Source organism: Leclercia sp. 119287 (assembly GCF_009734485.1).
Taxonomy (GTDB): domain Bacteria; phylum Pseudomonadota; class Gammaproteobacteria; order Enterobacterales; family Enterobacteriaceae; genus Enterobacter; species Enterobacter adecarboxylatus_C.
In genome coordinates, this window is record NZ_CP046445.1 from 2,080,798 (window position 1) to 2,105,532 (window position 24,735).

24 protein-coding genes, 1 other RNA gene and 1 other annotated feature are annotated in these 24,735 nt (G+C 55.9%); of the genes, 15 read left to right on the forward strand and 10 right to left on the reverse strand.

Annotation, left to right across the window (positions count from 1 at the left end; all coding sequences use genetic code 11):
• Positions 1 to 24: 24 nt before the first annotated feature.
• Positions 25 to 148, forward strand: a sequence feature (Phe leader region).
• The 10 genes from pheM to selO all read left to right on the forward strand — a co-directional run bounded on the left by pheM (position 30) and on the right by selO (position 9,346).
• Positions 30 to 74, forward strand: a complete 45-nt coding sequence (gene pheM, locus GNG27_RS10070) for a pheST operon leader peptide PheM (protein WP_001386830.1) — start codon at positions 30 to 32, stop codon at positions 72 to 74. (Overlaps the previous feature by 45 nt.)
• A gap of 40 nt (positions 149 to 188) precedes the next feature.
• A complete protein-coding gene (pheS, locus tag GNG27_RS10075; RefSeq protein ID WP_106993635.1) occupies positions 189 to 1,172 on the forward strand; it encodes a phenylalanine--tRNA ligase subunit alpha in 984 nt (327 codons plus the stop codon).
• 15 nt (positions 1,173 to 1,187) lie between these two features.
• Positions 1,188 to 3,575: a phenylalanine--tRNA ligase subunit beta gene (gene pheT, locus GNG27_RS10080; protein WP_156263584.1), complete on the forward strand. Its 2,388-nt coding sequence runs from the start codon at positions 1,188 to 1,190 to the stop codon at positions 3,573 to 3,575.
• Positions 3,576 to 3,579: 4 nt separating this feature from the next.
• Positions 3,580 to 3,879: an integration host factor subunit alpha gene (ihfA, locus tag GNG27_RS10085; RefSeq protein WP_006820203.1), complete on the forward strand. Its 300-nt coding sequence runs from the start codon at positions 3,580 to 3,582 to the stop codon at positions 3,877 to 3,879.
• Between the two features lie 101 nt (positions 3,880 to 3,980).
• Entirely contained in the window at positions 3,981 to 4,961 is a 981-nt protein-coding gene (btuC, locus tag GNG27_RS10090) for a vitamin B12 ABC transporter permease BtuC (protein ID WP_156263585.1), read from the forward strand.
• Positions 4,962 to 4,997: 36 nt separating this feature from the next.
• Positions 4,998 to 5,549 carry a glutathione peroxidase gene (locus GNG27_RS10095; RefSeq protein ID WP_142489182.1) on the forward strand — a complete coding sequence of 184 codons (552 nt, stop codon included), beginning with the start codon at positions 4,998 to 5,000 and terminating at the stop codon, positions 5,547 to 5,549.
• Entirely contained in the window at positions 5,549 to 6,304 is a 756-nt protein-coding gene (btuD, locus tag GNG27_RS10100) for a vitamin B12 ABC transporter ATP-binding protein BtuD (RefSeq protein ID WP_142489183.1), read from the forward strand. Before GNG27_RS10095 ends, btuD begins: the two co-directional genes overlap by 1 nt.
• Positions 6,305 to 6,375: 71 nt before the next feature.
• Positions 6,376 to 6,840, forward strand: a complete 465-nt coding sequence (locus tag GNG27_RS10105) for an NlpC/P60 family protein (protein ID WP_142489184.1) — start codon at positions 6,376 to 6,378, stop codon at positions 6,838 to 6,840.
• Positions 6,841 to 7,128: 288 nt separating this feature from the next.
• Positions 7,129 to 7,842 (forward strand): EAL domain-containing protein, encoded by a 714-nt coding sequence (locus GNG27_RS10110; protein WP_156263586.1) that lies wholly within the window; start codon positions 7,129 to 7,131, stop codon positions 7,840 to 7,842.
• A gap of 61 nt (positions 7,843 to 7,903) precedes the next feature.
• Positions 7,904 to 9,346, forward strand: a complete 1,443-nt coding sequence (gene selO, locus GNG27_RS10115) for a protein adenylyltransferase SelO (protein ID WP_142489186.1) — start codon at positions 7,904 to 7,906, stop codon at positions 9,344 to 9,346.
• Here selO and GNG27_RS10120 read toward each other — a convergent pair.
• From GNG27_RS10120 to GNG27_RS10155, 8 genes are all read right to left on the reverse strand, one after another.
• Positions 9,343 to 10,122 carry a heme ABC transporter ATP-binding protein gene (locus tag GNG27_RS10120; RefSeq protein ID WP_142489187.1) on the reverse strand — a complete coding sequence of 260 codons (780 nt, stop codon included), beginning with the start codon at positions 10,120 to 10,122 and terminating at the stop codon, positions 9,343 to 9,345. The two genes, selO and GNG27_RS10120, sit on opposite strands and share 4 nt — an antisense overlap.
• Positions 10,115 to 11,107 carry an iron ABC transporter permease gene (locus GNG27_RS10125; RefSeq protein ID WP_156263587.1) on the reverse strand — a complete coding sequence of 331 codons (993 nt, stop codon included), beginning with the start codon at positions 11,105 to 11,107 and terminating at the stop codon, positions 10,115 to 10,117. The genes GNG27_RS10120 and GNG27_RS10125 overlap by 8 nt, the downstream gene beginning before the upstream one ends.
• The gene (locus GNG27_RS10130) at positions 11,107 to 11,928 is read right to left on the reverse strand and encodes a hemin ABC transporter substrate-binding protein (protein WP_142489189.1); all 822 of its coding nucleotides are present in this window, start codon (positions 11,926 to 11,928) and stop codon (positions 11,107 to 11,109) included. Before GNG27_RS10130 ends, GNG27_RS10125 begins: the two co-directional genes overlap by 1 nt.
• Positions 11,925 to 12,953, reverse strand: coding sequence for a hematinate-forming heme oxygenase ChuS (chuS, locus tag GNG27_RS10135; RefSeq protein WP_156263588.1), 1,029 nt, complete (start codon positions 12,951 to 12,953; stop codon positions 11,925 to 11,927). Before chuS ends, GNG27_RS10130 begins: the two co-directional genes overlap by 4 nt.
• A gap of 48 nt (positions 12,954 to 13,001) precedes the next feature.
• Positions 13,002 to 14,987 carry a TonB-dependent hemoglobin/transferrin/lactoferrin family receptor gene (locus tag GNG27_RS10140; protein ID WP_156263589.1) on the reverse strand — a complete coding sequence of 662 codons (1,986 nt, stop codon included), beginning with the start codon at positions 14,985 to 14,987 and terminating at the stop codon, positions 13,002 to 13,004.
• A gap of 69 nt (positions 14,988 to 15,056) precedes the next feature.
• Positions 15,057 to 15,293, reverse strand: coding sequence for a hemin uptake protein HemP (gene hemP / locus GNG27_RS10145; protein ID WP_181247255.1), 237 nt, complete (start codon positions 15,291 to 15,293; stop codon positions 15,057 to 15,059).
• A 159-nt stretch (positions 15,294 to 15,452) separates the two neighbouring features.
• Positions 15,453 to 16,499, reverse strand: coding sequence for a 3-deoxy-7-phosphoheptulonate synthase AroH (gene aroH, locus GNG27_RS10150; RefSeq protein ID WP_156263590.1), 1,047 nt, complete (start codon positions 16,497 to 16,499; stop codon positions 15,453 to 15,455).
• Positions 16,500 to 16,653: 154 nt separating this feature from the next.
• The gene (locus tag GNG27_RS10155) at positions 16,654 to 17,487 is read right to left on the reverse strand and encodes a pyruvate, water dikinase regulatory protein (RefSeq protein WP_156263591.1); all 834 of its coding nucleotides are present in this window, start codon (positions 17,485 to 17,487) and stop codon (positions 16,654 to 16,656) included.
• A 338-nt stretch (positions 17,488 to 17,825) separates the two neighbouring features.
• On the opposite strand from GNG27_RS10155, the gene ppsA reads away from it, so the two are divergent.
• The 5 genes from ppsA to GNG27_RS10180 all read left to right on the forward strand — a co-directional run bounded on the left by ppsA (position 17,826) and on the right by GNG27_RS10180 (position 22,792).
• Positions 17,826 to 20,204, forward strand: coding sequence for a phosphoenolpyruvate synthase (gene ppsA / locus GNG27_RS10160; protein ID WP_156263592.1), 2,379 nt, complete (start codon positions 17,826 to 17,828; stop codon positions 20,202 to 20,204).
• Positions 20,205 to 20,895: 691 nt separating this feature from the next.
• Positions 20,896 to 21,531 carry a hypothetical protein gene (locus GNG27_RS23670; RefSeq protein ID WP_231600444.1) on the forward strand — a complete coding sequence of 212 codons (636 nt, stop codon included), beginning with the start codon at positions 20,896 to 20,898 and terminating at the stop codon, positions 21,529 to 21,531.
• Positions 21,531 to 22,010 (forward strand): hypothetical protein, encoded by a 480-nt coding sequence (locus GNG27_RS10170; RefSeq protein ID WP_156263593.1) that lies wholly within the window; start codon positions 21,531 to 21,533, stop codon positions 22,008 to 22,010. Before GNG27_RS23670 ends, GNG27_RS10170 begins: the two co-directional genes overlap by 1 nt.
• Complete coding sequence (locus GNG27_RS10175) at positions 22,007 to 22,423, forward strand: hypothetical protein (RefSeq protein WP_156263594.1); 417 nt, start codon at positions 22,007 to 22,009, stop codon at positions 22,421 to 22,423. Before GNG27_RS10170 ends, GNG27_RS10175 begins: the two co-directional genes overlap by 4 nt.
• Before the next feature lie 3 nt (positions 22,424 to 22,426).
• Entirely contained in the window at positions 22,427 to 22,792 is a 366-nt protein-coding gene (locus GNG27_RS10180) for a hypothetical protein (protein WP_156263595.1), read from the forward strand.
• A 339-nt stretch (positions 22,793 to 23,131) separates the two neighbouring features.
• Here the strand turns inward: GNG27_RS10180 and rprA are convergent.
• Both rprA and ydiK read right to left on the reverse strand, forming a co-directional pair.
• An RNA gene (gene rprA, locus GNG27_RS10185) (antisense sRNA RprA) lies at positions 23,132 to 23,242 on the reverse strand.
• Positions 23,243 to 23,428: 186 nt separating this feature from the next.
• Positions 23,429 to 24,541, reverse strand: coding sequence for an AI-2E family transporter YdiK (ydiK, locus tag GNG27_RS10190; RefSeq protein WP_142489195.1), 1,113 nt, complete (start codon positions 24,539 to 24,541; stop codon positions 23,429 to 23,431).
• Between the last annotated feature and the right edge of the window lie 194 nt (positions 24,542 to 24,735).

Below are 24,735 nucleotides of genomic sequence, written 5' to 3' on the forward strand. Positions count from 1 at the left end.
GGTCTCTTACCACACAAGGTAATGCAAGCATGAATGCTGCTATTTTCCGCTTCTTCTTTTACTTTAGCACCTGACATCAGGAGGCTAGCGCGTGAAAGACGAAACGGAAAACAGCGCCAGAAAGCCTCCTGATGGAGGCTTTTTTTGTATCTGCCGCTTGTAAATATCGCTACATAACGAGGAAAACCATGTCACATCTCGCAGAGCTGGTTGCCAGTGCAACGGCCGCCATTAACCAGGCCTCAGATGTTGCCGCGTTAGACAACGTCCGCGTCGAATATCTGGGCAAGAAAGGGCACCTGACCCTTCAAATGACTACCCTGCGTGAGTTGCCGCCAGAAGAGCGTCCGGCTGCAGGTGCGGTGATTAACGAAGCCAAAGAGCAGGTTCAGCAGGTGCTGAACGAGCGTAAAAACGCGCTGGAAAGCGCCGCGCTGAATGCCCGCCTGGCCGCGGAAACCATCGATGTCTCCCTGCCGGGTCGCCGTATTGAGAACGGTGGCCTGCACCCGGTCACCCGCACCATCGACCGCATTGAAAGTTTCTTCGGTGAGCTCGGCTTTACCGTGGCGACCGGCCCGGAAATCGAAGACGATTACCATAACTTCGATGCCCTGAATATCCCAGGCCACCACCCGGCACGTGCTGACCACGACACTTTCTGGTTCGATGCCACGCGTCTGTTGCGCACCCAGACCTCTGGCGTGCAGATCCGTACCATGAAGGAGCAGGAACCGCCGATCCGCATCATCGCCCCGGGTCGCGTCTATCGTAACGACTACGATCAGACCCACACCCCAATGTTCCACCAGATGGAAGGTCTGATCGTTGATAAAAATATCAGCTTCACCAACCTGAAGGGCACGCTGCACGATTTCCTGAACAACTTCTTTGAGGAAGATCTGCAGGTTCGTTTCCGTCCGTCCTACTTCCCGTTCACCGAACCGTCCGCAGAAGTTGATGTGATGGGTAAAAACGGCAAATGGCTGGAAGTGCTGGGCTGCGGCATGGTGCACCCGAACGTGCTGCGTAACGTCGGCATTGACCCGGAAGTTTACTCCGGCTTTGCGTTCGGTATGGGGATGGAGCGTCTGACCATGCTGCGTTATGGCGTGACCGACTTGCGCGCTTTCTTCGAAAACGATCTGCGTTTCCTCAAACAGTTTAAATAAGGGCAGGACAGAACAATGAAATTCAGTGAACTGTGGTTACGCGAATGGGTGAACACCGAGCTCGACAGCGAGGCGCTCTCTAACCAGATCACCATGGCCGGCCTGGAAGTGGACGGCGTTGAGCCGGTTGCTGGTGCCTTTAACGGCGTGGTTATCGGTGAAGTCGTGGAGTGCGGCCAGCACCCGAACGCAGACAAACTGCGTGTCACCAAAGTTAACGTGGGCGGCGAACGTCTGCTGGATATCGTCTGCGGCGCGGCGAACTGCCGTCAGGGCCTGAAAGTGGCCGTGGCGACCGTTGGCGCGGTGCTGCCGGGTGATTTCAAAATCAAAGCGGCAAAACTGCGCGGCGAGCCTTCTGAAGGGATGCTGTGCTCGTTCTCCGAGCTGGGTATTTCCGACGATCACTCTGGCATTATTGAGCTGCCAGCGGATGCGCCGATTGGCACCGACCTGCGCGACTACCTGAAGCTCGATGACAACACTATCGAGATCAGCGTCACCCCGAACCGTGCCGACTGTTTAGGTATCATCGGCGTGGCCCGCGACGTGGCGGTACTGAACCAGACTGAACTGAACGCGCCAGAAATCGCGCCAGTTGCCGCGACTATCAGCGACACGCTGCAGATTCAGGTTGAAGCCGCAGACGCCTGTCCGCGCTACCTGGGCCGTGTGGTGAAGGGGATCAACGTCAAGGCGCCGACCCCGCTGTGGATGAAAGAGAAGCTGCGTCGCTGCGGCATCCGCTCTATCGATGCGGTGGTTGACGTGACCAACTATGTCCTGCTGGAACTGGGTCAGCCGATGCACGCGTTCGATAAAGATCGTATCGAAGGCGGGATCGTCGTGCGCATGGCGAAAGAGGGCGAAACCCTGGTCCTGCTGGACAGCAGCGAAGCCAAACTGAACGCCGACACTCTGGTGATTGCCGACCACGGCAAAGCGCTGGCGATGGGCGGCATCTTTGGCGGCGAACACTCAGGCGTGAATGACGAAACGCAAAACGTGCTGCTGGAGTGTGCTTTCTTCAGCCCGCTGTCCATTACCGGTCGTGCCCGTCGTCATGGTCTGCATACCGATGCGTCTCACCGCTATGAGCGCGGCGTGGATCCGGCCCTGCAGTACAAAGCGATGGAGCGCGCAACCCGCCTGCTGATCGACATCTGCGGCGGTGAAGCCGGTCCGGTGATTGATGTCACCAGCGACGCGCATCTGCCGAAGCCTGCGACCATCACCCTGCGTCGCGGCAAGCTGGATCGCCTGATTGGTCATCACATTGCCGATGCGCAGGTGAGCGACATTCTGCGCCGTCTGGGCTGTGAAGTGGCCGAAGGTCAGGACCAGTGGACTGCCGTAGCGCCGAGCTGGCGTTTCGATATGGAGATCGAAGAAGATCTGGTGGAAGAAGTGGCCCGTGTTTACGGCTACAACAACATTCCTGATGAGCCGGTGCAGGCTGGCCTGGTGATGGGCTCCCATCGCGAAGCCGACCTCTCTCTGAAGCGTGTGAAAACCATGCTGAACGACAAAGGTTACCAGGAAGTGATCACCTACAGTTTCGTTGACCCGAAAGTGCAGCAGTTGATCCACCCGGGCCAGGAAGCATTGATTCTGCCAAGCCCAATCTCCAGCGAAATGTCCGCCATGCGTCTGTCGCTGCTGACTGGCCTGCTGAGCACCATCGTATACAACCAGAACCGTCAGCAGAGCCGTGTGCGCATCTTCGAAACCGGTCTGCGCTTTGTGCCGGATACCCAGGCTAACCTCGGCATCCGTCAGGATCTAATGCTGGCGGGCGCTATCTGCGGCAACCGCTATGAAGAGCACTGGGATCTGAGTAAAAACAGCGTTGATTTTTACGACCTGAAGGGCGATCTGGAATCGGTGCTGGATCTGACCGGTAAATTGTCTGAAATTGAGTTCCGTGCTGAAGCCATTCCAGCCCTGCATCCGGGCCAGAGCGCCGCGATTTATCTGAAAGGTGAACGCGTTGGTTTCATTGGTGTTGTGCACCCGGAGCTGGAACGCAAGCTGGATCTCAATGGCCGCACGCTGGCGTTTGAACTGGAGTGGAACAAGGTCGCAGACCGCGTCATTCCTCAGGCTCAGGACGTTTCCCGCTTCCCTGCAAACCGTCGTGATATTGCAGTTGTGGTGGCCGAAAATGTGCCTGCCGCAGATATTTTGGCCGAATGTAAGAAAGTTGGCGTAAATCAGGTAGTTGGCGTAAACTTATTTGACGTGTACCGCGGTAAGGGCGTAGCAGAGGGCTTTAAGAGCCTGGCTATCAGCCTGATCCTTCAGGATACCAGCCGTACACTCGAAGAAGAGGAGATTGCCGCTACCGTCGCCAAATGTGTAGAGGCATTAAAAGAGCGATTCCAGGCATCATTGAGGGATTGAACCTATGGCGCTTACAAAAGCTGAAATGTCCGAATATCTGTTTGATAAGCTTGGGCTTAGCAAACGGGATGCCAAAGAGCTGGTTGAGCTGTTTTTCGAAGAGATCCGTCGCGCTCTGGAAAATGGTGAGCAAGTAAAACTCTCCGGCTTTGGTAACTTTGATTTGCGTGACAAAAATCAACGTCCGGGCCGTAACCCGAAGACGGGTGAGGATATTCCCATTACAGCTCGCCGCGTGGTGACCTTCAGACCCGGCCAGAAGTTAAAAAGCCGTGTCGAAAACGCTTCACCCAAAGCAGAGTGATATGATCTAACCAAAAAGGCCGCTGATGCGGCCTTTTTTCTTTGCGCTGCTGTAAACCCACCGTAAAATCAGTTACATCATTCACCCGCATAATGACTCCGATGCCCGAACTTGCCCGTCAGCAGTACCGCTCCGATCTGCGTAAATTGCTCTTTCTGTTACTGGCGCTGGTTATCGCGCTGGGATTGAGCCTGTGCGCCGGCGATCGGTGGATTGGTCCTGAAGCGTGGTTCACTCCCCGTGGGGAGCTGTTTATCTGGCAAATCCGCCTGCCGCGTACGCTGGCCGTGGTGCTGGTGGGGGCAGCGCTGGCGCTCAGCGGAACGATCATGCAGGCGCTGTTCGACAACCCGCTGGCGGAGCCTGGATTATTGGGCGTATCGAACGGGGCCGGGGTAGGGCTGATTGCCGCCGTGATGCTCGGCGGCGGGACGTTATCGGGCTGGAGCTTAAGCCTCTGCGCCATCGCCGGGGCGCTGATCATCACCCTCATCTTGCTGCGTTTCGCCCGCCGTCACCTCTCCGTGAGCCGCCTGCTGCTGGCCGGGGTGGCGCTGGGTATCATCTGTAGCGCCCTGATGACCTGGGCCGTCTATTTTTCCACCGCCTTCGACCTGCGCCAGCTGATGTACTGGATGATGGGCGGTTTCGGCGGTGTGGACTGGGGGCAGGGCTGGCTGATGCTCCTGCTGGCGCCCGCCATCGTCTGGTCCTGCTTTCAGGCGCCGCCGCTGAACATTCTGGCGCTGGGGGAGATTTCGGCCCGTCAGCTCGGCCTGCCGCTCACCTTCTGGCGCAACACGCTGGTGGTCGCCATCGGCTGGATGGTGGGCGTGAGCGTAGCCCTGGCCGGCGCTATCGGCTTTATCGGTCTTGTCATTCCCCATATGCTGCGTTTGTGCGGTATTACCGATCACCGGCTGTTATTGCCCGCTGCGGCAGTGACGGGCGGCGCAACGCTGCTTTTCGCGGATATCATCGCGCGCCTGGCGCTCAACGCCGCGGAGCTGCCCATTGGGGTGGTGACTGCGACACTGGGCGCACCCGTGTTTATCTGGCTACTCTTAAAAGCCGGACGTTAAGTACAGCCCATCTGAAACACAACCTGAGAGAATGCTATGCCGAACGATATTCTGAACACCGAAGTGACGACCATTGATGGCAAAACCACGACCCTTGCGGACTATAAAGGGAAGGTGCTGCTGGTGGTGAACGTGGCATCGAAATGCGGTCTGACGCCGCAGTATGAGCAGCTCGAAAATATCCACAAAGCATGGGAAAAGGACGGGTTTACCGTGCTCGGTTTCCCGTGCAACCAGTTCCTCGGCCAGGAGCCCGGTAGCGAAGAGGAGATCAAAACCTTCTGTAGCACTACCTATGGCATTACCTTCCCGATGTTCAGCAAAATCGATGTCAATGGCGAAGCCCGTCACCCGCTGTACCAAAAATTGATTGCCGCCGCCCCGGTGGCTGTCGCTCCTGAAAGCAGCGGTTTTTATGAGCGTCTGGCAAGCAAAGGCCGTGCGCCGCTCTATCCTGATGACATTTTATGGAATTTCGAAAAATTCCTGATTGGCCGCGATGGGGAAGTGGTCCAGCGTTTTGCGCCGGATATGACCCCTGAGGATCCGATCCTGATGGAAGCGATCAAGCTGGCACTCGCGAAGTAATGTCGATGCTGATGCAGCTCAATGGAGTGGCGGAAACAGGGCGTCTGCAAGCGATTTCCGCCCAGGTTAATGCGGGGGAGATCCTGCACCTGGTCGGCCCGAACGGGGCAGGTAAAAGCACATTGCTTGCGCGTATGGCCGGGTTGAGCACCGGGCCGGGCGAAATCCTGTTGCAGGGCGAGCCGCTCCCCCGGTGGTCCCCTGCGTCGCTGGCCTGCCGCAGGGCTTATCTGGCCCAGCAGCAAAGCGCGCCGTTCGCCATGCCGGTCTGGCACTATCTGACGCTGCATCAGTACGACAAACAGCAAAAAACGTTGTTAAGTGACGTGGCGGGGGCGCTGAGTATCGAGGATAAACTTTCTCGCCACGTCAGCCAGCTCTCCGGCGGGGAGTGGCAGCGCGTGCGGCTGGCTGCCGTGATCCTGCAAATCCACCCTGGCGGCAATCCGCACGGCCAGCTATTGTTGCTGGACGAGCCGATGAACAGTCTCGACGTCGCCCAGCAGGTGGCCCTCGACCGGCTGTTAAGCGCCCTGTCACGGCAGGGGATTGCGGTGGTTATGAGCAGCCACGATTTGAACCATACGCTGCGCCACGCCCATCGCGTCTGGCTGTTGAAGCGGGGGTTGCTTATCGCCAGCGGCGCGCGGGACAGCGTGCTGACGCCGCCGAATCTGGCTAAAGCCTACGATATGTCATTTCGCCGTCTGGACATCGAAGGTCACAGAATGATCATTTCGACGTCCCAGGAATAACCGCTTGTTGCACAGCGACATATTCACAGGCTAAATTACGGAAAGCACAAAAATCAGAGGATTCGTCTGGAATGCGATTCTGTTTTCTTCTTGTGGCCGCGCTATTTCTTGCAGGATGCAGCAGCCATCGCGCACCGCCTCCGAACGCGCGGCTGTCCGATTCTATTGCCGTGATTGCCGGTCTGAACGATCAGCTGCATCACTGGAGCGGCACCCCTTATCGCTATGGCGGCATGACGCGTGGCGGGATTGATTGTTCAGGATTTGTGCTCCTGACCTTCCGCGACCAGTTTGCGCTACAGCTGCCGCGTGAAACGCGCCAGCAGGCCACCATTGGCACCGAAATTGACAAAGATGAGCTGCTTCCGGGCGATCTGGTGTTTTTCAAAACCGGCTCCGGCGAAAGCGGGCTACACGTCGGGATATATGACACCGACAATCAATTTATTCATGCCTCTACCAGTCGTGGTGTGATGCGCTCTTCCCTCAATAACGTCTACTGGCGTAAAAATTTCTGGCAAGCCCGACGTATTTAACCCTGTCGCGCCGCGCGGCGCGACATTCTCTTTCATCCGTAAATGTTATTCGTTAGTGAGCTTTAATTGTGAAGAATTGCTTAGCTGCTGAATTAATTTGAAGCAATTCTGTTAGTTAGCGACAACTGGCTATTAAGCACTATCCAGGATAAGATTATTTCAGGACTAAGGAAAATCCGAATATTTAATGGAACGAATGAAATTAATCTTATTAAAATCCATAAAGTTGAATTGCTTCAGCATATGTTTCAGGATGTCTTGTATCGTTTTTAAACCGGGTCGGACGCCATGATTGTGATGCTGGATATTGCTTATCAGTCTGAATTGTTATTACTGCCTGCGCGGAATGACTCAGGATCGCTGACAGGCCTTGAAATAGTCGTGAACTTTGTTGGTGTGGATAACCAGGTCCGCATTCCGACCGAACTGGTGCGCCCGTATCTCTCCCCTGAGCAAGAGCTGATGCTGTTTCAGGAACAGCTGGCGATGCTCGACAGCTGCAAACTCTTTTTTATTCAGCAGCAGCTGACAGCATGGATAAATATCTCTCCGGCCATCGTTGAATACCTGTTAACAGAAGAAAACGGTGCTGCAATAAGTGAGCAACATCCGTGGCTGGAGTTCTGCATTAATGAGAATTATCCCGATCTGAATAAAGGCAATATGAATACGGCCCTGATGGACTTTGCCCTGCGTTTTCCGCTGGTGCTTGGCAATTTCGGCGCCGGGGATGCCTCCACCAAAGCCATTTTTGATGGCATGTTTAAACGCGTGGCGCTGGATAAAAATTTCATTCAACAGCATTTAACAGATAATATATTCGAACTGTTATTAAAGGCGATCATGACTCAGGTCTCGCCCTACTGTCAGTCATTGATGGTGGCGGGCGTGGACGACGACCTTACCCTGCAGCGGCTGTCGGCATTAGGCTTCAGCGCCATGCAGGGCGGCTTGTGGCCTGCCGTTCCCCTTGAGCGCATTACCACCCTGGTGCAGGGATAACCCTTACCTTACCCGGTGTTTAACCTCTGATAAACCCACTACACTAAAAGCAGGAGGACCTATGACCCTGTCTTTTACCGCGCACTGGCATGATGAATTACCCGGCTTTTATACGGCTCTGAAACCCACTCCACTCAATAATGCCCGCCTGATCTGGCATAACACGGCGCTGGCCACCGAGCTGGCGATCCCGGAGTCGCTGTTTAGCCCCGAACAGGGCGCTAGCGTGTTTGGCGGCGAAATCCTGCTGCCGGGCATGCAGCCGCTGGCCCAGGTTTACAGCGGCCATCAGTTCGGCGTCTGGGCCGGGCAGCTGGGGGACGGGCGGGGGATCCTGCTCGGCGAACAGCAACTCGCCAACGGGCAAACGATGGACTGGCACCTGAAAGGCGCCGGGCTCACCCCTTATTCACGTATGGGCGACGGGCGCGCCGTGCTGCGTTCGACCATCCGTGAAAGCCTGGCCTCGGAAGCGATGCACGCCCTCGGGATCCCCACCACCCGCGCGCTGTCGATCGTCACCAGCGACACGCCTGTGGCACGTGAGACCATGGAGCAGGGGGCAATGCTGATCCGCGTGGCTCAAAGTCACGCCCGCTTCGGTCATTTCGAACACTTCTACTATCGCCGCGAGCCAGAGAAAGTTCGCCAGCTGGCGGATTTTGTCATCAAGCATCACTGGCCGCAGTTGCAGGACGATGCCGATAAATACATCCTCTGGTTCCGCGATGTGGTGACGCGGACTGCCGCGCTGATCGCCAGCTGGCAGACGGTGGGCTTTGCCCACGGGGTGATGAACACCGATAACATGTCGATCCTCGGTCTGACCATCGACTACGGCCCGTACGGCTTCCTCGACGACTATCAGCCGGGCTATATCTGTAACCACTCCGACTATCAGGGGCGCTACCGCTTTGATAACCAGCCGGCGGTGGGGCTGTGGAACCTGCAGCGGCTGGCACAGTCCCTGTCGCCGTTTATCGATGTTGACGCCCTCAACGACGCGCTGGATGGCTATCAGGAGGTGCTCCTGCAGCAGTATGGCAAGCTGATGCGCCGTAAGCTGGGGCTGATGACCCAGGAGCGGGGCGACAACGACATCCTGAATAACCTGTTTGCGCTGATGGCGCGGGAAGGCAGCGACTACACCCGCACCTTCCGCATGCTGGGCCAAACCGAGCAGCACAGCGCCGCCTCGCCGCTTCGCGACGAATTTATCGACCGACAGGCCTTCGATGACTGGTTCGCGACCTACCGCGAACGTCTCCAGCGGGAGAATATCGCGGATGACGAGCGTCAGACACAGATGAATGCCGTTAACCCGGCGATGGTGCTGCGCAACTGGCTGGCGCAGCGGGCGATCGAGCAGGCGGAGAAAGGCGATTACGCCGAACTGCACCGGCTGCACGAGGCGCTGCGTACGCCGTTTGCCGACCGCAACGATGACTACATCAGCCGCCCGCCCGACTGGGGTAAGCGGCTGGAAGTAAGTTGCTCAAGCTAAGAGACGAGAAAAACCTGGGGAGTAGCGTTCAACGGATGCAGGCCCACATGTACCTGCGCGCCATACCAGCGCGCAAGGTCATCGGCCTTTAGCACCGACGGGGGCGTTCCCTGGGAGACAATCCTCCCCTCGTGCAGGAGCACGATCCGGTCGGCCCATAAGGCGGCCAGATTGAGATCGTGCAGCACTACGCAGACGTGCAAATTCCCGTCCGCAGTCAGCGTTTTCAACAGCCGCAGCAGATGCTGCTGGTGGTAAAGATCCAGCGCCGAGGTGGGCTCATCGAGGAACAGCCAGCCGCGCGGCGCGGCGTCGCACCACAGCTGCGCCAGTGCCCGGGCCAGCTGTACCCGCTGCTGCTCCCCGCCCGACAGGGCCGCATACTGACGACCCGCCAGCGGCTGACAGCCGGTGAGCTGCATCACCTCGCTGACGATCTGCGCTTCAGGCTGCGGCGTCCAGGGCGAACGTCCCATCCCGATCACCGCCTCCACCGGCCAGTCAAAGCCCAGCTGAGTTTGCTGGCGCATCACCGCCCGCTGACGCGATAACGCCTGGGTACCCCACGCCGCCAGGGCTTTTCCGTCCAGCAGACAGCGTCCGGTATCCGGCCGGAGAAAACCGGTTAACAGACGCAGCAGGGTTGATTTCCCCGCGCCGTTGGGGCCGATCAGCGCCACCAGTTCGCCCTGTGCGAGCGACAGCGAAACATCGCGTACCACCGCCCGGCCTGCCACGCTATAAGACAGGCCTTCAGCCAGTAAGGGTTCAGCCATGCTGACCTCCATGCCGGAAAATAAGCCACAGGAACCAGGGCGCGCCGAGAATGCTGGTCAGCAACCCCACCGGCATCTCCGCCGGGGCGACCGGCGTGCGTGCGGCGGTATCGGCAATCAGCAGCAGAAAGGCCCCCGCCAGCACCGAGCCGGGGATCACCGCCCGGTGATCCGATCCCAGCCACATGCGCATCAGGTGCGGCACCACCAGACCGATAAAACCGATCACTCCGCTCACCGCCACCGCGGCGGCCACCAGCAGGGCGCTGCACAGGAGTAAAACCCGCTGAACGAGCCGCACGTCGACGCCCAGATAGTGCGCCTCCTCCTCACCCAGCTGCAGCAGGTTCAGGGCTGCAGCCAGCCGCCAGATCACCAGCACGGTGGGGATCATCAGCGAGGTCACCGCCAGCAGGGTGGACCACTGCGCCTGGCCGAGACTGCCCATCCCCCACAGTGAGAGCTGGCGCAGCTGGGCATCGTTACTGACCCAGGAGAGGACGCCCACCGCCGCCCCGCACAGGGCGTTGATGGCGATCCCCACCAGCAGCAGACGCGAAAGCGAACTCTCCCGCTGCTGGCTGAGGAGAAAAATCACTACGGTCGCCGCCAGCGCGCCGAGAAAGGCCGCCAGCATCGGGGCGTAGAGCATCAGCAGAGTGGGGAGGGAGATGGGCAACACCACCCACAGGGCGACGGCGCAGGCGGCACCGCTGCTGATCCCGAGCAAACCCGGATCGGCGAGGGGGTTGCGAAACAGCCCCTGCATCACGCAGCCCGCCAGCGCGAGCGAGCCGCCAATCACCAGCGCCAGCAGCACCCGCGGCAGGCGAATAGTGAGCCAGATCTGACGCAGGGCTTCGTCACTGCCGCTCCACAGCAGGGACACCGGCAGGCGCAACGCGCCAAAACCGGTGGCCAGCAGCGTCATCACCGCCAGCGCCATTGCCAGTCCCCACAGGGAATAACCGATCCGGCGAGGCATCAGGGAAGTTGCTCGGCTTTGCTGCGCAGCTGTCCGATGGCCTGCGGGGTACGCACGCTAAACCCGAGCAGTGCCATATCATCAATCTGCAATACCTGTTTATGACGTCCCGCCGGGGTTTGCGCCAGACCTGGCAACTTCCACAGATTGGCTTCTCCACCCATCGCTTTTACGCCCTCCTGCGAAATCACCACCAGATCGGGCTGGCTGGCGATCACACCTTCCTGAGAGAGTGGCTGATAGCGGGAGAACCCCTGCATAGCGTTATGCAGACCGGCCGCGCGGATCGCCGCATCGGCCCCGGTCTCCTGCCCGGCGGCCATGGCAGTCATCCCGCCGTGGTTGAGGATAAACAGCACCCGCTTATCGATCGGCGAGGCGGGCAGCGCAGCCAGCTCCTGCCGCAGGCGCTTACGCAGGGTTTCCCCTTCGACAATGCGGTGCGTCGCCAGGGCCACCACCCGCACTTTCTCGTCGATGACGCTGAGGGCATTACTGCCCGGGACCGTCACCACGCTGACGTTACTCTGCCCGACCTGTTTCAGCGCCAGCGAAGGCTGCGCCTGGGCGCTGGCTAACACCAGCGTCGGGCGCATCGCCAGGATCCCCTCGGCATTGAGCTGGCGCAGGTAGCCCACGTCCGGCAGCGAGGTGGCCTGCTCCGGCCACTGGCTGGTGCTGTCGCGCGCCACCAGCGAGCCTTCGGCCCCCAGAGCGTAGATAATCTCCGTCACGTCGCCGCCGAGGGCGACGATCCTCTCCTGTACCGCGCCGATGGCGGCCAGCGGTAGGGCGACAAGCAGGGCGAGCAGTTTTCTCATGCGGCCAGCCCTTTTACCGTCAGGGCGTCAATCTGTGAACGCCACTGGCTCTGCTCGGGCTCGCCTTCCGTGCGCTGACCGTACAGCTGGGCGATCTGCGTCCCGTCGGCGGCAAAGAGTTCGAGGCTGGTGACATGCCCGTCGGCGGTCGGTTTGCGGGTTACCCAGCTTTCGGCGATGGTCTCTTCCAGCAGATGCAGGGTAAAGGCCGGGTTGAAGATGTTCAGCCAGCCCTTCATCGGAACCACTTTTTCCACCGCGCCGGTGAAGATCTGCACGCAGCCGCGGTTGCCAACGAAAATCATGATCTCGTTGCCGTCCTGATTGGCGCTATTCAGCAGCTGCACCAGGGCACTGTTATCCACCTGACAGGCGAGGTCGTCCCCCACCAGACGGAACGCCTGTTGCCGGGTCAGACTGTGGCGCTTCAGCAGGCCAAAGAACTGGTGGACGTCGGTCATGGCGCGCCACTCGCTGTCCACCGTCGCAGCGTCGGCATTCGCCACGTTAACTGCCGGGTCGGCGGCTTTCAGCGCCAGCGGCGGGTTATCGGCGAAGATAAAGCGGGACAGCAGGTCGCCCCAGGCAGCCATGTCCGTGTTGTCGGTGGCATAGACCTTCAGCAGCGCATCGCCCTGATGGTCGAAAAACTGAATGCTCTGGCGTTCGCCGCGGGGAGTGGTTTCGGTGATATGAAACGCGCTGGCCCACTGGTGGAGGAACAGGCGCAGATCCAGCGCGCGCGGGTTGAGCACCAGTCCGGCATGGCCGTTCAGGTGTTGGTTAGTGAAGGTGCCCACCTGCTCATGAACCGCATACTCGTTGCGGCAGATGCACTTGGTTTCGCCTGCCGCTTCCAGCGCGCTGAGGATCTCGCGAATTTCACCGTGCAGACGCCACGCGTCATGTCCTACCCGGGCCCAGTTCAGTTCGGCTTCGCTGATGTTCATCAGGGCAGCGATGTCCCGCGCGTATTTTCCCGGGTTTTCTTGTTTGAGTTCAAGCCAGCGTGTGTAGTGATTCATTGTCTCTTCCTTCCGGATAAATACCCCGGCAGCGCCGGGGCAGGGTAATTACCACTGATAACTCACGAAAATCTTGCCGTTGCGGCCATCCTGCGGGATGCCCTGCGGGGACCAGTACTCTTTGTCAAAGGCGTTACCAAGCACCAGGGTGGTGGTCACGCCTTTCAGCGCCTGTTGCCCCTGATAGCTGACGTAGAAATCATTCACCGCGTAGCCCGGCTGGTGGCTGTAGCTGCTGCTCACATGGGTGGAGCGATCGGCAAAGGTGCCGATCCAGCCGACGCTAAAGCCGCTCTGCGCCAGGGGGACATCCAGCTTGCTGGAGACGGTGTCCGGGCTGATGCTGGAGATATACTCGCCGGTGTCGGTGTCTTTGCCCCGGGTGCGGTTGTAGGCAACATCGAGGTTGAACAGGCTGGCGGAGTATTTCGCCATCACGTCCCAGCCCCAGATTTTGGCGTTCGGCACGTTGTACGACATGGTTGTCGCGGCGGCAAAATCGACGGTGGTGGAGATGTAATCTTTAGCATGGGTATCAAAGTAGCTGGCTTTGAACTCCAGCGCATCGTCAGCCAACAGCAGATCGTCAAAGCGCAGACCGAACCCGTACTCCTGGGTTTCGTTGGTTTCCGGGCGCAGATTCGGGTTCGGCACCCAGTAGTTGGTGTAGAACCGGCCAATGGAGAAGTGTTTCGCGTCGTTATACATTTCCCCCATCGTCGGGGCGCGGAAGGCCTGGGCATAAGAGCCGAACAGCATCAGCCAGTCCGCGGGGGACAGGGTGATCCCGGCGCGGGAGGACCATTTATCGGCATCCACATCCTCATAGCCGTCGCTGCTGCCGCTGTAGTTATCGTAGCGGGTACCGCCCAGCAGGGTGATCGGCAGGTCGCGCAGGGTGATCTCATCCTGGATCCAGCCGGAGCTAAAGTCGATGCTCGCATCAGGGAAGCCGGTGGTGGCCCCGGACGGCTCCTGCTCCTGACGGTAGTACTCCCCGCCCCAGGTCAACAGATGCGAGGCGAAGGAGTCGGCGAACAGGCGGGTGCGGTTCTCTACTTTGCCGCCTTTGGTAGTCTGCTGGCGGAATTCGCCGGTGCCATCGATGTTCTGGGCATTGATACGTGCCTCGGACCAGTAAAGGCGGGCATCGGCGTTCAGCCAGTCGTTGCCTTCTGGGGCAATGTGATACCCCAGCTGGACGTCCCGCTGAATGGTGGAGCGGTCGGTCATCGGGTTGCTGCTGTCGTCCGCCTCGATGGTCTGCGGGTTTTTCGGCTCCTGCGCCGCATTATTGTAATAGCGCAGCGAGCCGCTCAGGGACTGGGCCCGATCCAGCTGCCAGCTGCCTTTCGCCAGCATGTTGTTGATCGATTCGTCATTCGGCGCGGTACCGCCGCCGCCCTGGCGAATATCGCCGCGATCCCGGCTCGACCAGGCCACCAGGCCGTCGAGGGTGTCGGTACGGCCAAAGGCGCTGGCACCCATGCCGAGGCTGTGATCGCCGGTGGCGGCGGTGCCAAACACGCGGTAGCCGCTGGTTTGTCCGGCCTGGAGCAGATCTCTCGCATCGGCGGTGTCATAGGCGATCACCCCGCCCATCGCGCCGCTGCCGTACAGCAGGGCGGACGGCCCGCGCACGATCTCGATACGCTTAATCAGGGCCGGATCGAGGAAGGTGCTGTTCAGGTGACCGGTATCGGTGCCCTGGCGCACGCCATCAACCAGCACCAGCACGCCGCGGCGATCGTACCCGCGCAGATTAACGTCCTGGCCGTTGGTGCGCCCGGTGCCGTCGAGGGTCAGGCCGGGCACGTGGCGCAGCAGATCGGCGGCGGAACTGGCGGTTTGATTTTCCGGGGCGGTGGCGTCAATGACGCTCACCATCATCGGTGCTTCAAAGGCGCTGCGGGCATTACCAGTCGCGGTAACGGTCATGTCGTCGGTGGCGGCAACAGCCGCTCCCGGCAGGGCGCTGACGATCGCCAGTGCCAGCAGCGACGGGCGTAAAGACGCGGTATTCAGGTATGGCATGAGCCACTCTCCATTTAAAAGTGAAAAGCGCTGGCTGCCTGGGGGGAACCTGGGTGGCTGGCGGGGAACTTATTTTGTGAGGATTAATTTTCCGGCATGTGTCTGACGCAGCAGGTAGTGCTGGCCGTCATGCTCAATTATGACGCGGCCTTCCTCGCCCAACAGCTGTTTACTGTCGATGCGACGATCGGTTGCGCCTGGGGCAGGCTGTGTTTTGTCTTCAGGACGAGTGAGCGTTGCTGCAGTGTTATCCATACGTGACATAATGTTTTTCAAAATAGCAATCAATGTAACAATGATAATCATTATCAACAAATCGATTTTGACGGCAAGCGTTTTATGAAAAAACAGTGAGGTGTGTGAAAGAGGGGGATGCAAAAAAAGCCGGGTGGCGGCTGCGCCTTACCCGGCCTACGTATCGCTTTTCCAGGCCCGGTAAGGCGAAGCCGCCACCGGGCAGGGGTTTTAAAAACGACTGTTAACTGCTGAGGCAAGTTTATTCAGCAGGAGCTCGGTATCTTCCCAGCTCAGGCAAGGGTCGGTGATCGACTGGCCATAGGTGATGGGCTGACCGACCACTACTTTCTGCGTCCCTTCGCGCAGGAAGCTTTCAGCCATGATCCCGGCGATAGCGGTGGAGCCGTTGCGGATCTGCTGGCAAATCTCATCGCAGACGTCCAGCTGACGGCGGTGCTGTTTCTGGCAGTTGCCGTGGCTGAAATCCACCACCAGCTGCTCGGGCAGGTCGAATTCACGCAGGGTATCGCAGGCTTCCGCAATATCCTGGGGGTGATAATTCGGCTGTTTGCCGCCGCGCATGATGATGTGGCCATATGGGTTGCCGCTGGTCTGATAGATGGTCATCTGACCGTTCTTGTCCGGCGACAGGAACATATGGCTGGCGCGGGCGGCGCGGATAGCGTCTACCGCGATGCGGGTATTACCGTCAGTACCGTTTTTAAAGCCCACCGGGCAGGAGAGCGCCGAAGCCATTTCACGGTGGATCTGGCTTTCGGTGGTGCGGGCGCCGATAGCCCCCCAGCTAATCAGATCGGCGATAAACTGTCCGGTCACCATATCGAGGAATTCGGTGGCGGTGGGGACGCCCAGCTCGTTGACCTGCAACAGCAGCTTGCGCGCCAGCTGAATGCCGTAGTTCACCCGGTAGCTGCCGTTCAAATCGGGATCGGAGATCAGCCCTTTCCAGCCCACCACGGTGCGTGGTTTCTCGAAGTAGGTGCGCATCACGATTTCCAGGCGGGCATGGTGTTTAACCCGCAGTCCCTTCAGGCGCTGGGCATAGTCCATCGCGGCATCAAGGTCGTGAATAGAACAGGGGCCAACAATCACCAGCAGCCGGCGATCTTCACCGTTTAGAATTTTTTCAATACGTTTGCGTGACGTTGTCACGTTTTCTGCCACTGCCGCAGAAACAGGGTACCGCTGGGCCAGTTCAGCTGGCGTCACCAGGCTATCGATACGCGCTGTGCGGAGTTCATCGGTTTTATTCATGGTATTTCTCAGAATGTAGTGCTTCAACGGTAACTTACCGGGAAGTGATGGGCATCACCTTAAACCAATCCCCGCTGAATTCAAGTGCAGGGCACAAGCGGTGCCCTGTTGTGGGGTGGGAGTATAAAGGAATATGGACTGATGTACTAGTCTATTAGTACATGCTGCGATTGAGGCCCATAATGTCGAGGATTTTGGTGGCGATCTCTTCTACCGAATAGTTGGTACTGTTCAGCCACGGAATGTTGTTTTTACGATACAGGGCTTCAACTTCGGCTACCTCCAGCCGGCACTGGCGCATCGAGGCGTAGCGGCTGTTCTCCCGACGCTCTTCACGGATCGCCGCCAGCCGTTCCGGGTTAATGGTCAGACCAAAGAGCTTATGCTGCAGGGGTTTGAGCGCTGCCGGGAGGACGAGGTTATCCATATCGTCGGCAATAAAGGGGTAGTTTGCCGCGCGGATCCCGAACTGTAACGCCAGATAGAGGCTGGTGGGGGTTTTCCCGCAGCGCGAGACGCCGAGCAGAATGACCTGGGCCTGATCGAGGTTACGCATCGAGATGCCGTCATCATGGGCGAGGGTGTAGTCAATGGCGGCGATACGGGCATCATACTTGATGATATTCGCCGGGTTCAGGCCGTGGGTACGGTGCGCCACCGGGGTAGGATCCAGCTTCAACTCCTGCTGCAGCGGGGCCACCAGCGCCTGCACAATGTCCTGACAGAAGCCTTCACTTTGCAGAATGATATTGCGAATTTCCGGGATCACAATCGAGTAGAACACCAGAGGCCGCTCGCCGGTCTGCTGGAAAATGGCGTCGATTTGATCTTTTACCGCTCGGGCACGGCTTTCGTTTTCCACGAACGGCAGCGTGATGCTATTGATGGAAACCGGGAATTGCGACATCACCGCATGGCCCAACACTTCGGCGGTGATCGCCGTACCATCGGAAATATAAAAAACGTGGCGATCGACAGCATTATCCATTTTGCACACTCTGTATATCAGATGTAATTGACTGAAAGCATAAATTAAAAAAGTAAAATACAACAGTCAATGCGGGAAGCAAATTAAAAATGAAACGCTATTTTTATTTTTAATGAAAGGGGTGTTTCATTTTTCAAAATCACCCTAAAGTCTGAGTTTTTTTGTGGGAATCCATACGAATCATTAGGTTAGCATTTAAGCGGGAACAGTCTGAAAAGCTAAAAAATAAAAGTGCTTACACGATTCACCGTTTTTTTAGCGCGAATAAATATGACAGTATAAATACGCAGTAAGGAGTTTCTTAAAACCCGTTCATATATCACAAAAGGATTGTTTCGATGTCCAACAATGGCTCGTCACCGCTGGTGCTTTGGTATAACCAACTCGGCATGAATGATGTAGACAGAGTTGGAGGCAAAAATGCCTCCCTGGGTGAAATGATTACGAATCTGTCCAGTATGGGTGTCTCCGTACCGAATGGATTTGCGACTACCGCCGATGCGTTTAACTATTTTCTGGACCAAAGCGGCGTAAACCAGCGCATTTACGAACTACTGGATAACACGGACATTGATGATGTCTCTGAGCTTGCCAAAGCCGGGACCCAGATCCGCCAGTGGATCATCGATACACCTTTCCAGCCTGAACTGGAAAAAGCCATTCACGACGCCTACAACCAGCTCTCTGCTGATGATGCTCAGGCCTCCTTTGCCGTGCGCTCCTCTGCTACCGCAGAAGATATGCCGGACGCCTCGTTCGCCGGGCAGCAGGAGACCTTCCTCAACGTGCAGGGCTACGATGCCGTGCTGGTGGCGGTAAAACATGTGTTTGCCTCCCTGTTTAACGACCGCGCCATCTCCTATCGCGTGCATCAGGGTTATGACCACCGTGGCGTTGCGCTGTCGGCGGGCGTGCAGCGCATGGTGCGTTCGGATCTGGCCTCGTCAGGCGTGATGTTCTCTATTGATACCGAATCGGGTTTCGATCAGGTGGTCTTTATCACCTCCGCCTGGGGGCTGGGCGAGATGGTGGTGCAGGGTGCCGTTAACCCGGACGAGTTCTACGTTCACAAACCGACCCTGGCGGCGGATCGCCCGGCTATCGTGCGCCGCACCATGGGCTCGAAAAAAATCCGCATGATCTACGCTCCGACCCAGGAGCATGGCAAGCAGGTGCGAATTGAAGATGTGCCGCAGGAGCAGTGCGACCGCTTCTCCCTGACCGATGCCGAAGTGCAGGAGCTGGCGAAGCAGGCGGTGCAGATCGAGAAACACTACGGCCGTCCGATGGATATCGAGTGGGCCAAAGATGGCAACACCGGCAAACTGTTCATTGTCCAGGCGCGTCCGGAAACCGTGCGTTCCCGCGGTCAGGTGATGGAGCGTTACACGCTGCATGCCCAGGGCAACATCATCGCGGAAGGCCGTGCCATCGGCCACCGCATCGGCGCGGGCCCGGTGAAAGTCATTCACGACATCAGCGAAATGAATCGTATCCAGCCGGGCGACGTGCTGGTGACCGACATGACCGACCCGGACTGGGAACCGATCATGAAAAAGGCGGCGGCGATTGTCACCAACCGTGGCGGCCGTACCTGTCACGCGGCGATCATCGCCCGCGAGCTGGGCATCCCGGCCGTGGTCGGCTGCGGTGACGCCACCGAGCGCATGAAGGACGACCAGAACGTTACCGTCTCCTGCGCAGAAGGCGATACTGGCTACGTCTACGCCGAGATCCTCGACTTCAGCGTGAAGAGCTCCAGCGTCGACACCATGCCGGATCTGCCGCTCAAGATCATGATGAACGTCGGTAACCCGGACCGCGCCTTTGACTTCGCCTGTCTGCCAAACGAAGGCGTTGGCCTGGCGCGTCTGGAGTTCATCATCAACCGCATGATCGGGGTTCACCCGCGCGCGCTGCTGGAATTTGACGACCAGGATCCGAAGCTGCAGAAAGAGATCCGCGAGATGATGAAGGGTTACGACTCGCCGAAGGAGTTCTACGTCGGCCGTCTGACCGAAGGGATCGCCACTCTGGGCGCGGCGTTCTTCCCGAAACGCGTCATTGTGCGTCTCTCTGACTTCAAATCTAACGAATATGCCAACCTGGTGGGCGGCGAGCGTTACGAGCCGGAAGAAGAGAACCCGATGCTGGGCTTCCGCGGCGCCGGTCGTTACGTCTCTGACAGCTTCCGCGACTGCTTTGCGCTGGAGTGCGAGGCGGTAAAACGCGTGCGTAACGAGATGGGGCTGACCAACGTCGAGATCATGGTGCCGTTCGTGCGTACCGTCGATCAGGCGAAAGCGGTCGTCGACGAGCTGGCCCGTCAGGGGCTGAAGCGCGGCGAGAACGGGCTCAAAATTATCATGATGTGTGAGATCCCGTCCAACGCCCTGCTGGCAGAGCAGTTCCTGGAACACTTCGACGGCTTCTCTATCGGCTCCAACGATATGACGCAGCTGGCGCTGGGTCTGGATCGCGACTCCGGCGTGGTCTCTGCGCTGTTTGATGAGCGTAACGAGGCGGTGAAAGTGCTGCTGTCGATGGCCATCCGCGCCGCGAAGAAACAGGGCAAATACGTCGGCATCTGCGGTCAGGGACCTTCCGACCATGAAGACTTTGCTGCCTGGCTGATGGAAGAGGGGATCGACAGCCTGTCCCTGAACCCGGACACCGTGGTGCAAACCTGGCTGAGCCTGGCGGAACTGAATAAGTAACGTCACGCTTGCTGTAACGCATAAAGGTGAGGACTTTGGACCTCGCCTTTTTTATTTCATCTTATGCCAAAATTAAAAATTGATAAAATATTGTCTTTTCTTCTTGAATAGCACTAATCCCTCAAAAAATTAGTTCACATGAGAATAATCTTACGTACCTTTAATGTGCTCGATACCAGCAAATATATTTGAATCCATTCTTGTTCGATTCTGTGTTGGGATACTTGTCTGGATTTTCTCTTTTTAGCAATAAAACGAAACGAAACTAAATGTTGCCATGACTTTTATCCATATTAAAGAGAGTTGTAATGAGGAGTTCAAAGTGTGGATGGCACGGTCAGGATTGTTAATGGGATGTGTAAATAATATTTCTACTTAGTAGCGCAAGCGATAAGCTTGAGTGTCGGATTAAATAAATTTTCTTCATTTCAAGATTGGTTATCCCATTAAAAATAATGAGAATAGATTATGGAATTACAACATCTCCAGCGGTTTGCTTTCAGGTGAACAGAGTAACAGAATTAGTGGGAATTGAACCTGGCGGCGCTATGTAGGTTAATTTTTGTGGTGTTCGCTAATGCTATACAGCGATACAAGGAAATTTAAAATCTGTAGTTCATAGTGTGATGGTTCAGCATTCTTTAATTAGTGGCTGGCGTGGGTAGTTTTTAATTCTGAGAGTATCTAAACAATGAAAAAGATTTTATTTGCCGTATTAATGACGGCTAGCTTTTGCGCTATGGCTGGTAATTGTGATTATCCAGATGAACACGCCGCTGATGGTTCTATTTGTGGCGCTAGGGCTGCTTCTGTTCGTGCGGGTGGTTATACTCCACCACCTGAATATTCAGTCTTGTCAGTGGATAATGATTTAACGCCTGTGAATACAGATAAACTTATTCCCAATCAAATTGGCGGAGATTCTCATTTGGTGGCAGGTGAGAATACCTATCCAGACAATGTAGAATTTAAATGTAATGGTGATTTGAATATTTCTTTCAATGCAGGGCGCTATTCATCCAGCATAGAAAAATCAGAAGTACCGGAAAACTGGTATTCAGTAGAATTAGTAGCACATAACCATTATTTAGGGAATATGGAGCATTCGATTTTCCCTAATAACACTGATGCTTTCCCTGTTAACTATCATTTTGATCATAATGACACTGGCTATTTAACTATCTCTAACTTCCCGCATGTATGGGAGTTTGCAACACTGAAAGTTAATTATGTTAATGGTAAGGCTGTTAGCGCCTCTTTAAAAGGTACTGGTGATTTTAATTATCAGTGTAAGCGTATTAATGTAGAAAATCCGTGGAAAGCATAATGAGGCGTTTACTTCTGGCTGTTTTGGTTTGCTCTGTTCTTTCTGGATGTGACAATAACACTGATTCTAATTACGTCTGTGCAGACAGAGAAACTGGGTATTCAATGGCTGTTAATCTTTCTGGTTTCCCTGAGAGTGTTAAGGCGAACGGTTACACCTATAAGCCCTTTAATCTATCGCCAATATCTCATGATATGAAAGGTGAAAGTGATTATCAATTTGAATATTCGAAATGGGGTAAGGATAGTAACATTTATTCAAACATATTCATTGTTACTTATGCCCATCCTTTACTTTCCGCTGCTAAGGTGTTTTTTAATACTGACTATCCCATGAAGGTAAGGCGTAAAGAGGCCAAAGCTATTTTGTTTAGTGATATTCGGGCTTCCTCTATTATGGATGAAGGGTTTATTGATTCTGGTGATGTTCATCGTAATGAGCATTATTGGATGTCGTGTAAAAAGGTAAAATCATTATGAAACGCTTACTTATTGCTGTAACTATGGCTGCTACATTGTCGGGGTGTGCTGCTGCTTTACAGAACGCTGCCAGTAAGGAGACTAATGAACATGTCTTAAGCATGGTTAAGGAGTGGCATCACGACGCTGATTCCGATTTATATCAGGTGTATTACAAGGAAATGAAATACCGTGAAGCTATGGGGCGTATGAACGCCGCTAACGATGAAGCAGAGGTAAAGCAGCAAGCCCAGTTAGATTGGCAGATAGCAGAGCAGAAAGCAGAGCAGGAACGCATACAGGCCGCATATGATGCAGCACACCCGCAACCGTCACTACTGGATAATATTATTGCCGCTGAAGTGTGTGATAACAATCCTGTGCGTTGTCGTACTCATGTAGTGGATTCTACTTTAAATAATGCTGGATGGTAAAAAATGAAACGCTTGTTAATAGCCGCTGCAATGCTGGCTACCTTTGGCGTACATGCTCAAACTGCCTTATTAACCACTGTCTACACATGTGGTAATCATGTAATCACTGATGTAGGGATGAAGGTAAGCGGGGCTAGATACTGGCTAGTAAACTATGAAATAAAAACTAATGGTGTGGAAGTGTATAACGGAGACGGAGAAGATATTCCATATCATAGCATTGAAAACAACACTGTAGCGTTTTATGAATTTCCAGGGTTCATATGGGAAAGTAATAATAACAACGACACTACAGCATATTCTAACGATGGTGGGGCTAACTATTATCCTTGCCATGAGCATTCAAATATCAAGAGGTTTAATTCATGAAGAAAGTATTAGCTGTATTATTGACGTGTGTCTCTGTTTCAGTGTTTGCTTATCCAAACGGCGAGCATTTACACGGTGGCTTTATGGCTACTGGCTGGATGTTCCTATAAGCCAGCGCCTGCTGTACAAAAGAGAGTCGTTCAAAAATCTGATATAGGTGATGTAAATCAAACACCCAGCTAAAACCACTAGCTTTTAATGCCTTTCCCACACCTTGCACACACCTTTAAATCCTTGATTTTATAAGATGATTTTTTTGCATTTTTTGTTCTTCACACGCTTTGCACACACGTTGCACACTAAGCGCCTACGGCAGAGTATGTAAGCGTTGATTTTAAAAGAAAAAAAAGCCCATCGTGGGAGATGGGCAAAGACTACACACAGCAATTCGTTGTTTCACTCAGGGGATTTCCATGCTTATAAATCAAGGTGTTGTTGATTCATAACCGTGACCTAATAGTAGGCATGGGGAATTTTTGCGTCGATCAGATTCGTCTCAATAGTTTAAAGAAAGTGAAGATTTTATGAGAGTAATGAGGCAATTGCGGATAAAAACGGGTTTAGCTGCGCTTAAGGGAAATTGAAATGATAAGTGACGCTTAACATTCTGGTGGGCGAACCCACCAGAACCGGAATTTACTTCTTCAGCTCTTCCGTCTCGTTCAGCGCTTCAAGCAGCGCGTCGGGGTCGGTCGGCGGCAGCGGGACTTCGTGTACCCACGCGGAGAACAGTCGCCAGGAGACCGCCAGCAGCACCGGCCCGATAAACAGACCGATCATCCCGAAGGCAATCAACCCGCCGATAACGCCGGAGAGGATCAGGATTAACGGCAGGTCAGCGCCCATGCGAATCAGTATCGGACGAATAACGTTATCCATCGTGCCCACCACGCAGCTCCACACCAGCAGCACCGTGCCCCAGGTGGTATCACCGCTCCAGTAGAGCCAGACAATTGCCGGGACCAGCACCAGCAGAGGCCCCAGCTGCATCAGACAGGTTAACAGCATCAGCACGGTAAAGAGGGTGGCATAAGGCACGCCGGAAATCGCCAGACCAATTCCGCCCAGCACCGACTGCACCAGCGCCGTCACCACCACGCCCAACGCAACCGCACGCACGGCCTGCGCCGCCAGCAGCATCGCCGCATCGCCGCGGGCGGACGCCAGACGGGTCGCAAAATGACGAACCCCGAGCGCTACCTGCTCGCCGCGCCAGTAGAGCAGGGCGCTGAACAGCAGCATCAACACGCAGTGGACAACAAAGCGGCCCAGGTGCGCGGCGGTACCGACAAACCAGGTGGTGGTCGCGCCAACATAAGGCCGCACCTTCGCCATGATGGCGCTGCCGCCCATATCCAGCAGGTTATGCCAGCCGGCATAGAGCTTATCGCCAATCAGAGGGATATCGTTCAGCCAGTCCAGCGTCGGTAAGGTCATATCCCCGCTGGTGATGCTGGTGATGAGCGGGCCGCTGCCGTCCACCAGGCTATTCACCAGTAGGGCAACGGGGATGACAAACAGCAGTACCAGCAGCAGCGTCATCACCAGCACCGCCAGCGCGCGGCGACCAAACAGCAAGCGCTCTAAACGGAGAAACAGCGGCCAGGTGGCGATGACTACCGTCCCCGCCCAGGCAAAGCCAAGAATGAAGGGTTGAACAATCCACAGACACGCAATAATCATGATTGCCAGAAACAGCACCGACAGCAAAACTTGTGCAACGTCCCTGGGCTGGTGTCGATTGACCATAGTTGAAATTTACCTTTGAAGGACACCGGAAAGACCGGTGAGAACAGGAAACTGCATCACTCTAATCATTAGTGATTTCAGCGATTTTTAACAGGCTGATTCTGCCTGTAATTCTGTCGGGCGCATATGAATAAAATGTGATACAAAATGTGAGATACAACGCAAACGATTATCTACAACAATTCAGATGGGGC

Coding starts and splice junctions, on each gene's coding strand:
- btuD (WP_142489183.1), top strand. CDS start 5,549: ATGTCGATGCTGATGCAGCTCAATGGAGTGGCGGAAACAGGGCGTCTG.
- hemP (WP_181247255.1), bottom strand. CDS start 15,293: ATGATTATCATTGTTACATTGATTGCTATTTTGAAAAACATTATGTCA.
- aroH (WP_156263590.1), bottom strand. CDS start 16,499: ATGAATAAAACCGATGAACTCCGCACAGCGCGTATCGATAGCCTGGTG.
- ydiK (WP_142489195.1), bottom strand. CDS start 24,541: ATGGTCAATCGACACCAGCCCAGGGACGTTGCACAAGTTTTGCTGTCG.
- GNG27_RS10110 (WP_156263586.1), top strand. CDS start 7,129: ATGATTGTGATGCTGGATATTGCTTATCAGTCTGAATTGTTATTACTG.
- GNG27_RS10125 (WP_156263587.1), bottom strand. CDS start 11,107: ATGCCTCGCCGGATCGGTTATTCCCTGTGGGGACTGGCAATGGCGCTG.
- GNG27_RS10140 (WP_156263589.1), bottom strand. CDS start 14,987: ATGCCATACCTGAATACCGCGTCTTTACGCCCGTCGCTGCTGGCACTG.
- ihfA (WP_006820203.1), top strand. CDS start 3,580: ATGGCGCTTACAAAAGCTGAAATGTCCGAATATCTGTTTGATAAGCTT.
- GNG27_RS10130 (WP_142489189.1), bottom strand. CDS start 11,928: ATGAGAAAACTGCTCGCCCTGCTTGTCGCCCTACCGCTGGCCGCCATC.
- GNG27_RS23670 (WP_231600444.1), top strand. CDS start 20,896: ATGAAAAAGATTTTATTTGCCGTATTAATGACGGCTAGCTTTTGCGCT.
- GNG27_RS10095 (WP_142489182.1), top strand. CDS start 4,998: ATGCCGAACGATATTCTGAACACCGAAGTGACGACCATTGATGGCAAA.
- GNG27_RS10170 (WP_156263593.1), top strand. CDS start 21,531: ATGAGGCGTTTACTTCTGGCTGTTTTGGTTTGCTCTGTTCTTTCTGGA.
- selO (WP_142489186.1), top strand. CDS start 7,904: ATGACCCTGTCTTTTACCGCGCACTGGCATGATGAATTACCCGGCTTT.
- GNG27_RS10120 (WP_142489187.1), bottom strand. CDS start 10,122: ATGGCTGAACCCTTACTGGCTGAAGGCCTGTCTTATAGCGTGGCAGGC.
- GNG27_RS10180 (WP_156263595.1), top strand. CDS start 22,427: ATGAAACGCTTGTTAATAGCCGCTGCAATGCTGGCTACCTTTGGCGTA.
- pheS (WP_106993635.1), top strand. CDS start 189: ATGTCACATCTCGCAGAGCTGGTTGCCAGTGCAACGGCCGCCATTAAC.
- chuS (WP_156263588.1), bottom strand. CDS start 12,953: ATGAATCACTACACACGCTGGCTTGAACTCAAACAAGAAAACCCGGGA.
- pheT (WP_156263584.1), top strand. CDS start 1,188: ATGAAATTCAGTGAACTGTGGTTACGCGAATGGGTGAACACCGAGCTC.
- GNG27_RS10175 (WP_156263594.1), top strand. CDS start 22,007: ATGAAACGCTTACTTATTGCTGTAACTATGGCTGCTACATTGTCGGGG.
- GNG27_RS10105 (WP_142489184.1), top strand. CDS start 6,376: ATGCGATTCTGTTTTCTTCTTGTGGCCGCGCTATTTCTTGCAGGATGC.
- ppsA (WP_156263592.1), top strand. CDS start 17,826: ATGTCCAACAATGGCTCGTCACCGCTGGTGCTTTGGTATAACCAACTC.
- btuC (WP_156263585.1), top strand. CDS start 3,981: ATGCCCGAACTTGCCCGTCAGCAGTACCGCTCCGATCTGCGTAAATTG.
- GNG27_RS10155 (WP_156263591.1), bottom strand. CDS start 17,487: ATGGATAATGCTGTCGATCGCCACGTTTTTTATATTTCCGATGGTACG.